This is a genomic window from Bacillus sp. FSL K6-2869, from assembly GCF_040869405.1.
In the GTDB taxonomy this organism is placed as follows: domain Bacteria; phylum Bacillota; class Bacilli; order Bacillales; family Bacillaceae; genus Bacillus; species Bacillus altitudinis.
Map to the genome: position 1 here is coordinate 3,019,615 of NZ_CP152035.1, position 13,941 is coordinate 3,033,555.

13 protein-coding genes are annotated in these 13,941 nt (G+C 42.8%); 3 read left to right on the forward strand and 10 right to left on the reverse strand.

What is annotated here, in order from left to right; translation table 11 throughout:
• Nucleotides 1-56: 56 nt before the first annotated feature.
• On the reverse strand, nt 57-908 hold the full coding sequence (locus tag MHI58_RS15730; protein ID WP_008346854.1) for a DUF72 domain-containing protein: 852 nt from the start codon (nt 906-908) through the stop codon (nt 57-59).
• Between the two features lie 317 nt (nt 909-1,225).
• On the opposite strand from MHI58_RS15730, the gene MHI58_RS15735 reads away from it, so the two are divergent.
• Nucleotides 1,226-2,398, forward strand: coding sequence for a PucR family transcriptional regulator (locus tag MHI58_RS15735; RefSeq protein ID WP_368004336.1), 1,173 nt, complete (start codon nt 1,226-1,228; stop codon nt 2,396-2,398).
• A gap of 64 nt (nt 2,399-2,462) precedes the next feature.
• Nucleotides 2,463-3,620, forward strand: a complete 1,158-nt coding sequence (locus MHI58_RS15740) for an oxalate decarboxylase family bicupin (RefSeq protein ID WP_007500396.1) — start codon at nt 2,463-2,465, stop codon at nt 3,618-3,620.
• A 48-nt stretch (nt 3,621-3,668) separates the two neighbouring features.
• Here MHI58_RS15740 and MHI58_RS15745 read toward each other — a convergent pair whose 3' ends face one another.
• Both MHI58_RS15745 and MHI58_RS15750 read right to left on the reverse strand, forming a co-directional pair.
• On the reverse strand, nt 3,669-4,862 hold the full coding sequence (locus MHI58_RS15745) for a tetracycline resistance MFS efflux pump (protein WP_008346860.1): 1,194 nt from the start codon (nt 4,860-4,862) through the stop codon (nt 3,669-3,671).
• A 163-nt stretch (nt 4,863-5,025) separates the two neighbouring features.
• On the reverse strand, nt 5,026-6,261 hold the full coding sequence (locus tag MHI58_RS15750) for an alanine--glyoxylate aminotransferase family protein (RefSeq protein ID WP_045034592.1): 1,236 nt from the start codon (nt 6,259-6,261) through the stop codon (nt 5,026-5,028).
• 173 nt (nt 6,262-6,434) lie between these two features.
• On the opposite strand from MHI58_RS15750, the gene MHI58_RS15755 reads away from it, so the two are divergent.
• Nucleotides 6,435-7,313 carry an endonuclease I family protein gene (locus MHI58_RS15755; protein WP_045034557.1) on the forward strand — a complete coding sequence of 293 codons (879 nt, stop codon included), beginning with the start codon at nt 6,435-6,437 and terminating at the stop codon, nt 7,311-7,313.
• A gap of 15 nt (nt 7,314-7,328) precedes the next feature.
• On the opposite strand, the gene MHI58_RS15760 is transcribed toward MHI58_RS15755, so the two are convergent.
• From MHI58_RS15760 to psiE, 7 genes are all read right to left on the reverse strand, one after another.
• Complete coding sequence (locus MHI58_RS15760; protein WP_045034558.1) at nt 7,329-8,072, reverse strand: IucA/IucC family C-terminal-domain containing protein; 744 nt, start codon at nt 8,070-8,072, stop codon at nt 7,329-7,331.
• Between the two features lie 21 nt (nt 8,073-8,093).
• Nucleotides 8,094-9,131, reverse strand: a complete 1,038-nt coding sequence (locus tag MHI58_RS15765; RefSeq protein ID WP_039168968.1) for an iron chelate uptake ABC transporter family permease subunit — start codon at nt 9,129-9,131, stop codon at nt 8,094-8,096.
• The gene (locus MHI58_RS15770) at nt 9,124-10,140 is read right to left on the reverse strand and encodes an iron ABC transporter permease (protein WP_008346988.1); all 1,017 of its coding nucleotides are present in this window, start codon (nt 10,138-10,140) and stop codon (nt 9,124-9,126) included. Before MHI58_RS15770 ends, MHI58_RS15765 begins: the two co-directional genes overlap by 8 nt.
• A gap of 70 nt (nt 10,141-10,210) precedes the next feature.
• The gene (locus tag MHI58_RS15775; RefSeq protein WP_045034559.1) at nt 10,211-11,164 is read right to left on the reverse strand and encodes an ABC transporter substrate-binding protein; all 954 of its coding nucleotides are present in this window, start codon (nt 11,162-11,164) and stop codon (nt 10,211-10,213) included.
• A 139-nt stretch (nt 11,165-11,303) separates the two neighbouring features.
• Nucleotides 11,304-12,206 (reverse strand): alpha/beta hydrolase, encoded by a 903-nt coding sequence (locus tag MHI58_RS15780; RefSeq protein WP_045034560.1) that lies wholly within the window; start codon nt 12,204-12,206, stop codon nt 11,304-11,306.
• Nucleotides 12,207-12,277: 71 nt separating this feature from the next.
• A complete protein-coding gene (locus MHI58_RS15785; RefSeq protein WP_045034561.1) occupies nt 12,278-13,189 on the reverse strand; it encodes an alpha/beta hydrolase in 912 nt (303 codons plus the stop codon).
• Nucleotides 13,190-13,480: 291 nt separating this feature from the next.
• Nucleotides 13,481-13,909 (reverse strand): phosphate-starvation-inducible protein PsiE, encoded by a 429-nt coding sequence (gene psiE / locus MHI58_RS15790; RefSeq protein ID WP_024719769.1) that lies wholly within the window; start codon nt 13,907-13,909, stop codon nt 13,481-13,483.
• Nucleotides 13,910-13,941: the final 32 nt, after the last annotated feature.

The window sequence follows — 13,941 nt, forward strand, 5'->3', positions numbered from 1 at the left end:
TCTCCCTCAAGTTGTCACTGAACCGTCTCGTTCAAATTGAAAGCCACAGCTCTCGTTTAACTAAATAAATCTAACTGCTTCGGGGATAAGCTTGAATACGTCAAATCCAGCAAATCAATCATTTGCTGGCCATTCGCTGCCGCATCTCCGCCTGAGTTATTATTAAATACGACATATACATCTTTCGATTGTTGATGCAGGATGTCGAGGTTCTTTTTCCATTCCTTTAGTTCAGCTTCATTATATAAATATAAGTAACGAACTTCACGCCAGTTCTCATGATCTGCCGGGTGAAGCCAGCCTTGTTTATTTCTTCCGTGGAAACGGACCAATGTTTTGTCACGGTGTGTGGCTTTTATGACTGGCGGTATAGACCCTTCTCCGACTTGCGGTTCATCACAGACGGAATGAATCCACCCTTCTTTCTCCATAAAGGATAAGGTTTGTTCATAAAACTCGTCTGAAAACCAAGTTCGGTTTCGGAATTCGAGTGCACAAGGAATGTCCCCCATCTTCTCCTTACACCATCTTAAATAGTGGACGTGCTCCTTTTTGCAATCAAACCATGGTGGAAATTGAAACAGAACCATCGCCAGTTTCCCTGCTCGAATGAGAGGAGTCAGTGAAAGAATAAAGGCGTCAAACATTTCTTCCTTTGAAGCAAACGGGATCTCGCCTCTTTGATGCCCGGTCATTCCTTGATATGCTTTCACAACAAATTGAAAGGCGTCTGGCGTATCTTTTATCCATTTTTCATGGTTCCGCTCAGGCTGAACAGCATAAAAGCTTGCATCCAGTTCCACAATGGGAAACGTTGATGCGTAGTGAAACAGCTTTTGAGAGCTGCCGATTCTCGGCGGGTACAGACTGTCATGATCTCCCCAGCCAGTTAATCCGATATAAATCATCTATCTCACCTCTTGCCACTTGCTTGTCTAAACGGATTTTCCCATTGAAAGTCTTTGTTTCTTGGGATACCCATCTTTCTGAAAGAAATTCTTATGTCTACAACATATCATATTTACCCATTTTTCTGAATGAAGATGACTGATGTGACGTGATTTTGCCCTGCCATCTTTTTTGTGATATTACATCACAACTTTCTATCTAAAGTGAATGGAGCTGATAACATAAAATTGATATCAGAGACTTTGACAGCGATTGTCCATTTTTTTATTCATCTTCACCAAAGGCTTCAGCTCTAAAAAAAGGAGAATGAGTGGATATGAACATTGTCGATCATCATGTTGAAGCATTGCAAAAAGTGGCCCAAAGAATTCATCAGCCTGTCTATTTGATCAATCAGTATGGACGTATTCTTTTCACCTCACCCCAAGGTATGACAAATCCAGATTGGATACAAATGCTCCGCTTGTTTCACAGTACGCAGCAGCATTATTTTTCTATGGTTCATTCAAAAGAAAGCGTTTCTGTTTTTCCTATCTATATAAACGAGCAATCTTATGATTATTTAGTCGTTCCCGCCTTCATTCATCCTCAAGACGACATGGAGCTACATTTGACCATTGTACAAGCTGTAAATGCCATATCCATTTCACGCATCAAACAACATGCCATCAAGCAATCGACAGAGCGAGCCAAAAATGAATGGTTTCGCAAATGGATGGAGGGCACGATTTCCTCAGAGCAAGATGTTGCCTGCCTGGCACGCATGTTTGGATTAAACACAACGATTCCCTATTTATGTATCGTCTGTCAACTTGATCAGAGCAGTCATTTCTCTTGTTTCCTTAAGCAGCAAACCCTTGTAGATGATGTGTTTGCTTTACTTGAAAGCACCCTTTCGCACTGTCCATTTCCCGCCTTTCTTTTTGTCAAAGGAGATATCGGCATCTTCCTTATAGAAGAGACTGGCGGCTGGCAGGCAATGAACAAATCGATCTGCTCTTTTTTAAAACAAATGCAGATCCTTATTAAACAGCATGTGAATGCCACCATTTCCTTTGGTGTAAGCTTAAGCGGTTATCTCATCACCGATCTGCCAAAAGGATTCAGTGAAGCTGCCCATGCTCTGCAATCAGGCCAGCTCTCATTACGAGCTGAATATATTCAGTTCTATCAAGCAAAAGATGTGTCAGATTTACTGAAGCTCATCCCACCAAAAGATTTAACAACATTCTATGAGCGGTATCTCCACCCATTATATGAACAATCACAAGTCGATCCAAACCTTCTCCACACCTTATCTGTTTATGTCGAAACACATTGCCATATTTCAGAAACAGCCAAACGTTTATCTGTTCATCGCAACACCGTGATATATCGACTGGAGAAATGTGAAGAACTGCTCCAGATCAGCCTAAAAGATCCTGACGCAACATTGCGCTTGCGATTAGCTTTGCGGATTCAAAAGCACCTTTCAGCCGATTCCAATTGAATCTTTTTTTCTTACGCCTCATATATTTTGGAGGAGAAATGTGAATGACAAGGAGTGGTGTCAAATGGATGAGGAGATTCGTCACATCCCGCAACCGATTCGAGACGATGGGGCCGGCGCAACCGATTTAGGCCCGCGAGACGTTCTGCGCGATATGGAGAACCCAGATATGTTCGTTCCCCCTAAAACGGATGCGGGGACGATTCCTAATTTAAAATTTTCATATTCTGATACACATATGCACTTGAATCATGGCGGCTGGTCGAGGGAAATTACCGAGCGAGAGCTGCCTGTTTCAACAACGATTGCTGGTGTGAACATGCGGCTTACGCGCGGAGGTGTTCGTGAGCTTCATTGGCATAAGCAGGCGGAATGGGCATATATGATTTTAGGCAAAGCCCGGATTACATCTGTAGATGCAGAAGGACGGAATATGATCGCTGATGTAGAAGAAGGAGACTTGTGGTATTTCCCGCCCGGTATTCCGCACTCCATTCAAGGTCTTGAGGATGGCTGTGAGTTTCTCCTTGTGTTTGATGATGGTGCTTTTTCTGAATTTGATACGTTCACCATCACAGACTGGTTTGCTCATACACCAAAAGACATTCTTTCTGCTAATTTCGGCGTGCCAATCAAGCTGTTTGACCGCATTCCACATAAACAACGCTATATGTTTCAAGGCTCTTCACCGGCATCCATTGAAAGCCAAACCGTCTCTGATCCATACGGCGGCATCAAACCGCCATTTACCCACCAGCTCCTTCGTCAAAAACCAATCGTGACCTCTGGTGGAACCGTGCGAATCGTCGACTCACGCAATTTTCCAGTATCTAAAACCATTGCTGCTGCACTTGTGGAGGTAAAACCTGGCGGGATGAGAGAAATGCACTGGCACCCGAATAATGATGAGTGGCAATACTATTTAACCGGTACAGCCAAAATGACGGTTTTTGGAGCAGGCGGGACAGCTCGCACCTTTAATTACAGAGCAGGTGATGTTGGTTATGTTCCTTTCGGGATGGGGCATTACATACAAAATATCGGGCAAACGAGCCTTTGGTTTCTAGAAATGTTTAAAAGCGATCGATTTGCTGATATTTCATTGAACCAATGGATGGCCTTAACCCCTCCTCAATTAGTGAAGGAGCATTTGCATGTGGACGATGCATTGATTCATGCGCTGCATAAAGAAAAATCACCAGTCGTGAAGTATGAGCGATGACGAAAAAAACCGATCCATTTGTGCTGATCGGTTTTTTCTATGCTGCCTTTACGATACGGCATGGGAATGTTGCTGCGCTTTTTTCGCCCATAAAATAGAAGCAATGAAACTCATACAAAGCACCAGCGTTCCAAACATAAATGGCAGCTCAATATTCACATCAAATAAAATACCCGCAAGACTTGGCCCGACGATATTCGCAAGGCTCATAAAGGATGTATTGAGGCCGCCTGCTACCCCCTGCTGATTCCCTGCCATTTTAGAAAGTAATGTATTGAGAGCTGGACGAACAAACGAGGTGGCTGATAAAAATAAAATGGAGCCCGTAAAAATTAGCCAAAAGGAAGGGGCAAAGCGGCAGGCGATCAGCATAAACGCCGCAGCTAAAAGGGCATAACGGACGACACGCATTTCGCCAAATCGTTTCACAAAGGTATTTACTAAAGCACCTTGAACGATGACACCGGCAAGTCCAGCTACCGTAATGACAAATGCAATATCCTTCGGTGTAAAGCCATGTTTTTGGTCCACATATAAGCCAAAGATCGATTCAAAATGAATGATTCCGAAATTCAAAACAAAGGCCAAGATAAACAAAAAACCGTATGGTGTTTTTAAAGCCTGAATCATCTGCGTAAAAGGATTGAAATGAAGCTCTTTATTCAATCGTGCTTCTTCCTGCTTTTCCTTTGTTAAAGTTTCAGGTAAGAACAAGAAAGACAACAGCGTCGACAGGGCTGCAAAGGAACCAGCGATGAGGAAAGGAAAAGCAATCCCAAACTCAACCAAATAACCGCCTACGCCTGGTCCAATGACAAAGCCTAACGTCATTGCTGCACTAAATAGCCCCATTCCTTTCCCTCGATCCTTCTCACTTGTGATATCAGCGATGTATGCAAACATGGCGGGCATGAGTAAAGCTCCGGCAGCACCACCAAAAAACCGAGACACAAACAGCATCCAAAGCTGATCCGCAAATGCAAAAATAAACTGGGCAATCGTAAAGCCGGCAATCCCGGCAATAATCAATTTTCTGCGTCCAAATCGATCAGTCAGCGCTCCAGCGACGGGTGATAAGGCAAATTGTGTGAGGCCAGTTGCAGCAACGAGGAAACCAAGTGTTTTCCCAGTTGCACCAAAGGCTTCAATATAACTTGGCATGACAGGAACGATCAGACCAAATCCAAGCATGGCGATAAAAATATTGAGCATCAAAATGTACAATCTGCCCATTTTTTTCATATCAAAACCTCTTTCTTCAAAATAAATGAAAATGATGACAAAAATGATAAGAACTTCTTCAGTATAGCGATATCACTCTCTATAAGTCTAGTTTTTCAAAAAACAGCGTTTTTTCCCAAATAAAAAATACCCGCTGGTGGCGAGTATTTTGAGTATCCCTTTTTTATTCAGCTTGTTCATAGATGGAGAGAGCCGCCTGTAACCCAGCGCCACAATTGATGGCTGCGCCGTATTTCATCAAGATGGCTTCAAGGCCTGCTAAAACAAATAGAATATTTTCCTTTCGGCAGCTATAACCCATTGAGCCAATTCTCCATATCCGTCCTGCAAGCGGCCCAAATGAACTCGCAATTTCAATTCCAAAATGATGAAGAAGATCAGCCCGGACCGCTTCTCCGTCGATATCACTTGGAATGACGATACACGTCACGACCGGCATTTTGCAGTCTGGATCACCAAATAATTCAAGCCCCATCGCTTCAAGTCCTGCCATTAAAGCCTTTTCATGAAACAAGTGGCGTTGAAAACGTTCCTCCAGACCTTCTTCTAGCACAAGTCGAACCCCTTCTCTCAGTGCATAAAGCATCGTTGTCGCTTCTGTATGATGATTTAACCGCCTCGGGCTCCAATAATCTTGCAGCTGGCTTAGATCAAAGTAATTGCTTTTGATTGGAGAAATGTCTACCTGTTTTTGCAGTTCGTCCTGTGTTGCAATCCCTTTTTCTACTTTCTTTCTCGATTGTACGACGTCTGCCACTCGTTCATTATATGTGATCGGTGACATCCCTGATGGAACAGACAAGCATTTCTGCGAGCCCCCAATTGCCGCATCGATTTTCCATTCGTCTACCTTGACCTCGACACCACCAATTGTCGCCACAGCGTCTACAATAAAAAGCGCATCAAGCGCTCGGCATGCTTCACCAATTTTCTCAAGCGGCTGTATTCTTCCGGTAGATGTTTCACCATGAACCATCGCAACAATTTTCGGCTTGACTTGATGCATCTCTGCGATGATGTCGTCTTGCTTAAAAACCGTTCCCCATTCACATTCCATTGTATGTACCTCAGCACCATAGCGCTGTCCAATTTCAATCAGCAAATGACCGAAGCGTCCAAAGACCGGAACGAGCATGACATCTCCGGGCTCGATCACACTGGCAAGCACAGCTTCAAGTCCTGAGCGGGACGTCCCATCAATTGGATAAGCCCATTCATTTTCTGTTTGAAAAAGTGATCGTAATAAGGTCATCGTTTCATTCATGATCTCTGTAAATGCAGGGTCAAATTGACCAAGAATTGGTGTACTCATCACCCGAAGGACTCTCGGATCTACTTCGACAGGTCCTGGTGTCATAATGGTTCTAGTAGGTGTATGCAGTTCTTTCACGTTATCCATCCTCTCCCTTGCTGTGTCCATCCTTATATGCCCACTTATACAGCAATGCTGATAAAATAGCAATCTCTTTTCTTACGAATTGGTTACATAAAATTTACGATAAATCCATTTATTTCTTTATGGCAATATGATAGAACTAAAGAGTATACATTCCCTATGAAGGAGGAAATAGAATGAAAAGATCTTTATTTGGAACTGTGGCCGCCGGAATCATGATTTTCGGTACATTTGCCGCTCCGCTGCCTCCCGCTGCAAATGCTCAAGGCTTTACTCTGAATGAACCGAGTCAAACCATCACCTTTTCCCCGTTACAGCTACAAACCGAAACATCTGCTCAACATGCGAAAACAACCGCTTCAAGTCAAATTGATTCCTATTACCAATCTGCTGCTGGCAAATCTGGACCTGCTCTTAAGAAAGCATTACACGATATTATTGATGATCATACGCAGCTATCCTACAGCCAGGTTTGGGATGCATTAAAGAAAACGGATGAAGATCCAAAAAATCCAAGCAATGTGCTTTTGCTCTATAGCGGTATCTCCAGGTCAAAGCAAGCAAATGGAGGAAACGTGGGACAGTGGAACCGGGAGCATGTGTGGGCTAAATCTCACGGCAATTTTGGGACGAGCCAGGGACCTGGTACAGATCTCCATCACCTTCGGGCAACAGACGTACAAACGAATAGCACACGAGGAAATTTAGATTTTGATATAGGCGGAAATGAATACAAGGGAGCGCCGGGCAACTTCTACGACAGCGACTCATTTGAACCTCATAGCCGGGTGAAAGGAGATGTAGCAAGAATGCTCTTTTATATGGCCGTCCGATATGAAGGCGATGACCGTTTCCTAGATTTAGAATTGAACAACAAAGTGAATAATGGAAGCGCCCCTCTTCACGGCAAAATGTCTGTCCTATTGAAATGGCACAAGCAAGATCCAGTCGATCAAATCGAACGGAATCGTAACGAAATCATCTATCAAACGTACCAGCACAATCGCAATCCTTTTATTGATCACCCTGAATGGGTAAGCGATATTTGGGAATAAAAAAGAGAGGCACTGCTATGAACAAGCAGTGCCTTTCTTTTTTTCAAGCGGACAGACGAGACAATAATCAAGACTTTCCGATTTTTTCTCAAGCTTATAATACATACAGCAAGTCTTTCGATTTGATGTGTCTAGCAAACTTTCATCTAAATTTAAGCTGTGCTGGAACGGATTTTGCTTCGCTCCGAAAAGATCACCCGATGCCTTCTTCAGAAACAAATAATCCTCCCGTACGCGCTCTTTCATTTTAGGCTCTTCCGTTTCTCGCATCATGCTACGGTAAAGAGAATTGATACGTACCGCTACATTTTCCCATAAAATCGAATACGGAAGTCTTGAAGTACGTTTCAATACATCTAAAAGAGGTGTGACACACTGAGTAAATAGCATGCGGACGACCTGCTCTCTCCACTCATGACGATCTCCTTCTAACTGAACAAATGAACAGAGCATTTCATCTAGCTCAATTTTGCGATCTTCTCTAAAGACACACGCCTCTGGTGAAAACCGGTAGACAGCATCATACATCGTCATCAAGTACAAAGTAGAACTAACAGCTAAATAGGCATAGCGTTTTGAAAACATGGACGCCGCCACTGCTATATTCGGTGCATGCATCGCTTCCTTTTCAGCTTCTAATAAACGTCTGATAGATGCTTCTGAAAAAAGCGCAGCAAGTGTGCGATCAGATGTCATTGGTCCATTTGTGATGTGTACCCCGAAATCAAGTAATTCTCTCTCAACCCACTCTGGCTTCATATCAAAACCCCCATCTTTCGTTTAACGATTTCGCTGTTGATATAACAAATAAATAAAGAACGGTGCACCAATTGCCGCCGTAAACACACCTGCCGGGACATCTAACGGGAGAAAAGCCGTTCTCGCAACTAAGTCTGCCAGCATCACGAGAATACTTCCAACAAGCGCAGATGCTGGAACAAGCGCAATAAAGGAACGACCGATGATCATCCTTGCCACATGTGGCGCCATCAGTCCAACAAATTCAATACCACCTGCGAATGCAACGGCAATACCGGCTAATGTCACACTCATCAGTAGAAAGAATAACCTTTTTGCCTGTACTTTCACCCCGAGACCTGTTGCAAGATCATCTCCAAGCTCCTTTACATTCATCGTTCTTGCCAGCACCATGACAATCGGTAAAATAATCAATACCCAAGGAAGCATTGCGATGACGTCCTTCATTGTAGAACCATATAAACTGCCCGTCAGCCAGATGTATGACTTGGTCGTGGTCATCGTATCGCTGAGCACAAGAGTAAACGTCACACACGCCTTCATAATGGCGGAAATCCCAATCCCCATCAAGACGAGCGTGATCGGCTTGACTCCTTTTTTCCATGAAAGCAAATAGATGAGGCATGATACCGCAAAAGCGCCTGCAATGGCCCACAACGACTGATAAGCAATAGGCACAGTGCCCATCCAAAAGACGATGAACATAATGGCGCCAAACGACGCACCGCTCGTAATTCCTATGATGTCAGGCGATGCAAGCGGATTTCGAATGAGACCTTGTAAAATAAGCCCCGATACCGCAAGTGCCGCTCCCACTAAAACCGCAAGCAGGGTCCTTGGAATCCTCAACGTATTTAATACAAACGTATTTCCCTCGCCTTGTCCGAAGATATGTAGCAGCACATCAGTAGGCGGAATAAAGCGGCTGCCCATACAAAGGCTCAGAATAAATAAACCAAAGGCAACGCCTGTCAATAATAGTAAAATCAAAAACGTCCGCTTTGAAAATTGAAATGAAATGCGCCCGCCCTTTGAACGCACTGTATATGTTTTAGCCACCTGTCTTCAACCCCTTGCGCACGAGATAAACAAATAGAGGCGCTCCTGCAATTGCCGTCATGACACCAATCGGTACTTCCTGCGGCATGATCAGAAAACGAGCGGCAAGATCTGCGACAAGTAAAAGCGACGCCCCTACAACGGCACAATACGGCAGTACCCAGCGGTGGTCAGGTCCAACAAGCTTTTTCACAATATGCGGCACAAGAAAACCAACAAATCCAATGGATCCTGCGACAGCGACGGAACCTCCTGCTAAAAAGACGACAAGTACCCCCATCGTCATCTTCAAAAGCAACGTACGCTGACCAAGCCCTTTCGCAATATCATCACCCGATAAAAGGACATTGATCGAGCGGCCAAGAAGCAGCGCCACCACAGTCGCCCCAAGAATATAAGGCAGCACAGGCAGCAGCATATCTATACTTCTTCCTGACACTGAACCAGCCATCCAGAACAAGATGCTTTGAATGGACTGTTCATTCACGATTAAAAGTCCTTGAGTAAAGGACGCAAACAGAGCAGATATCGCAGCACCTGCGAGTACAATTTTGACCGGTGTCAGTCCGTCTCTTCCAATGGAGCCTAGAAGAAAGACGAGCATACCTGCAATGGCAGCGCCTAAAAAGGCCGTCCACATATAACCTGTTAACGACTCGGTAGAAAAGAAAACAATCGAAATCACAATAAAAAAGAGTCCACCTGCATTAATACCTAAAAGATCTGGTGCAGCCAGCGGATTTCTCGTCAATGCCTGCATGAGTGCACCTGAAATCGCTAGACTTGATCCAACAACCGTCGCAATTAAAGCTCTTGATAATCTGGATGTCATGACAATCACACTGTTTGGATCTGACTCATCAAACTGAAGAAACGCATGGATGGTGGCTTTGAGGGAAATTGAGGTTTGCCCAAGAGAAATACTGAGCATAAAAAAGACCAACATCAACACGATGAATCCAGCAAATAGCAGTGCCTTGCTCGAATCCTTTTTTAATAAACTTCTCATCTGATTCCCGCTTTCAATCTGTTATGGAAAAAGGAGAAAATGGTTTTTCACATTTTCTCCTCTGCTACACTTATTTATCAAGCCCTAGACGATCATAAATATCATCAAGCATCATGTTTGCAGCGGTGATACCGCCAGCCATGTTCCAAGTGATTTCATCAACTTTATGCACTTGTTTCGCTTTCACTGCATCAAGCTGCTTCCATAAAGGATGACTTGTCCACTCTTTATATGCTTTTTCAACTGCTTTATCCTGATCATCCATGAAGTAATAGAGCACATCTGCATCCATTTGTGGAATGCTCTCTTTGTCTGTAAGTGTAATGATATCTTGCTTTTTATCTTTGACATTTTTAGGACCTTCAAAGCCTAGCTCTGTTAAAATTGAACCTGCAAACCCAGTTTGATAGATTCTTGCATGATCTGCACGGAAGTTCACCACAGACACACTCATTGGCCAGTTTTTAATGTCTTTCTTTGCTTTTTCTTTGAAGTCAGCGACACGGTCATCCCACTTCGTCAGCAATTCTTTTGATTTGTCTTGCTTGTTTAACGCTTCACCCATTAAATTCACTGTGTCTTTAAAAGTGAACACTGTTTCTGTTGCAACAGTTGGAGCGATTTCTTTCAGCTGATCAAAAATTTGCTCGTGACGGATTTTTGATGCAATGATCAAATCTGGCTTCAGCTTTTCAATTTCTTCTAAGTTTGGTTGTGTTTCCTGCCCAACAATTTTGACACCCTTTAAATCATCTCTTAAATATTTATACGTAGGTGCTTCAAGCCAAGATTCTACAACACCCACTGGTTTAATGCCCATAGCGACGGCTGCATCAGTTGCTCCTTGATACAACGTCACTACACGTTTAGGCGATCCTTTAATTTCAGTTGAACCGATAGCGCTTTCAACGGTTCTTGTTTTCTCATTACTATCTGACTTGCCTTCGCTGCTATTACTGCCACAAGCCGCAAGTAATACGATGGAGAGCACAACTAATAGCGACCAAAAAGATTTTTTGAACATGTACCTCACCTATCCATTCTATATGTAGTCATATCGTTTGATAACGATTCTCATTATCACACTATGATTTTATCATAGAAAAGGATGGTGTCAATGTAAATTTTTAAGAAAAAGGTAGAGTGTTGACTAGTTGTTCAGGTTAAATGGAACTTTTCCACATTTGGATGGTACGCCCAATCTTTTTTCCCGATTCTAGTAAAATGGACAAATGAGTATGGTTTTCTATCACTTGGTAAACAGATTGATTTTTCACCTGCTGATTTGGAAGCGCCAGATATGGATGAAATTTGTCTACGTCGTATAACTCATCCTCGCTTCCAACAAACATGCCATAAGGCTGGTCCAGCCTTGCAAATTGTTTTTGAGGTGCAGATGGCGTTAAGGCAAGAGACATATTGATGGTAATGCCTGTTAAAAGAAGTGGATCTTGTGCAATTACCCATGCTGGGTAGTGAAATCGTACAGCTTCTGAATGCCCCATCAGCCTTCCTTTTGTCATCGCAGATAGCACGAATTTCCAAACTTGAACTGTGGCAAAAGGGACTTGATTAGACTTCGCTGTGTCAGATTTGTAGCCAAATTCAGGAGCAATAAAAAAGTAACCGTCTACTTTTCTTTTTTCATCCCAAGATAGATATTGAAGCAGCAATCCAGCTCCAGAGGAATGACCACAAAGATAAAGTGCTCCTTCGTGCTGCTGTTTGATGACATCCACAACTTGCGAAATATCTTGCCACACGTCAGTGACTTTGGGTGTATCCCCCTTCTTTCCTTCAGAATATCCGTGGCCTCTCAAATCCAGCAAAAACACATTCACGTGAAAATCATGTTGCAATGTATAGGCGATATGCTCATAACCAGCCAAGCTGTGAGCGCCTCCGCCATGAATGATGATCACATTGGTCTGCGTGTTTGTTTCTGATAAAAACGGATAATAAGCAAGACGTATGCCGTCATGTGATTGAATGAACTGTCTTTCTGGAATAGCTACAGGAGCTACTTCCTGCATACTTGTAAATGAGAACGGTTCTGTTTCGTTCATAATTAACTTTTGATCCTCCAATTAGAAACGAGAATGGCTAGAGCATTGCTGGCCATCCTCATGTTCGCATCCTATTTTGTCATATCCCTCAAAGGGAACGTCTTACTCTCAATAATGGCGACAATTTGTTTTAACGCTTGGTTCGCTTCGGGAATAGGGAAGACAGGAAAGACGTGATTCATTTTTGGGTATTCGATATAGTTGATGGGAACACCCTGCTTGTCCGCCATCTCTTTGAATTTCCGGGCATCTGGGAGAAAGAATTCATGAGTGCCAATAAAAACAGAAATTCGTCCTAACGATTTGATTTCTCCATAGATTGGACTGATCAAATGATGTGTTTCATCTGTATCACCTGCATAGGCTTTGCCCGATTCGATTAGTAAATCTAGGTTGAGCATTGGCTCTTTTGGAACCATTTTAGCGATATCAGGATTACTTAATGTCACATCAAGCCAAGGTGATAATAGAATCAAGTTTCCAGGCTGCGGAAGACCTTTTTTTGCTAAGTATTGAGCAAAGGCCAACGATAAACCGCCGCCAGCAGAATCACCCATGATGACGATTTTTTCTGGTGTTCCTTTTTCTAAAAGAGCTTGGTAAACTGGGAGAACACTCTCGATTGCATCCATATACTGATGATTCGGTGCTTTAGGATAAACTGGCACATACACCGTACTATTTAATTGCTTCGTCAATCGATCCAAGAAACGCCAATGCCATACGAGCGGCTGCTCAATATAGCCTCCTCCATGTAAAAATAGCACCTGATGATCATCTGGCTGCACATCTGATTTCAACATGTACGTATCGACTGAAAACGCGCTGCTTTTGGTGATGTGATATTTCTTTTTCAACTTCTCAGGCAGCACATAAGGTAATTGATTCGCCATTCTTCGTTCTTCTAAATACCCCTCAACATTCAGTTTCTTCTTTGTAAGTACAAGTAACCATTCAACAAACAAACTTTGAATACTTCGCATACGATCGACCCCTATAGATAGAATGATGACAATCAATGTCTAGGAAATGAATGGTTTCTCTTTTTCTAAAGCATAACATAAGAACTTGTGAATCCGTTAACTGCTTTGGACAGAATACTTTTTATATACATCTATTCATTTATGAACACCTGTCTATTTATATTATATTTTCTAGATACATCATCATCAATTGTCAATCTTTCAATCAATGTTCATTAATCAACACATATTCAAAAACTGTTCATTTAAACACAAAAAAGACGAGTGTTGACCACTCGTCCTTCTTCTTCCTCACTTCACTTCCTCATGCTCATGAGCAGTATCTCTTTTGCTCGCGATAAAGAGCGCACAGGTCATCGCAAGAATGGCCAGTGCCCACCAGAATGTCGATACGGCCTGTTCATGATCAATGATAATCAAACGGATGACAGCTGTGATGCCAATATAAATAAAATAGCGCAGCGGAAAATGAAAATTGGATTTAAAGTATTTAATAATTAAGGCAATAAACTCAAAATACATAAAGAAGATCAGCAGCTCGCCAAGCATTCCATAATAGCTTTCTCCTTTGTTAAACACTGTTTTATAGACGAATTGTACGATGTACCATGTTTCACTAATTAAGAGTACGCTTAGCGCAATCGCTAGAAAGAACAGGCAGATATTCAGAAGGGCTTGCAGAAGATCAGGTACCTTTTGGAAATTGTTGAATCGTTTCATCAGATTGTTCCCCATTCCATGATGTTGTTTTT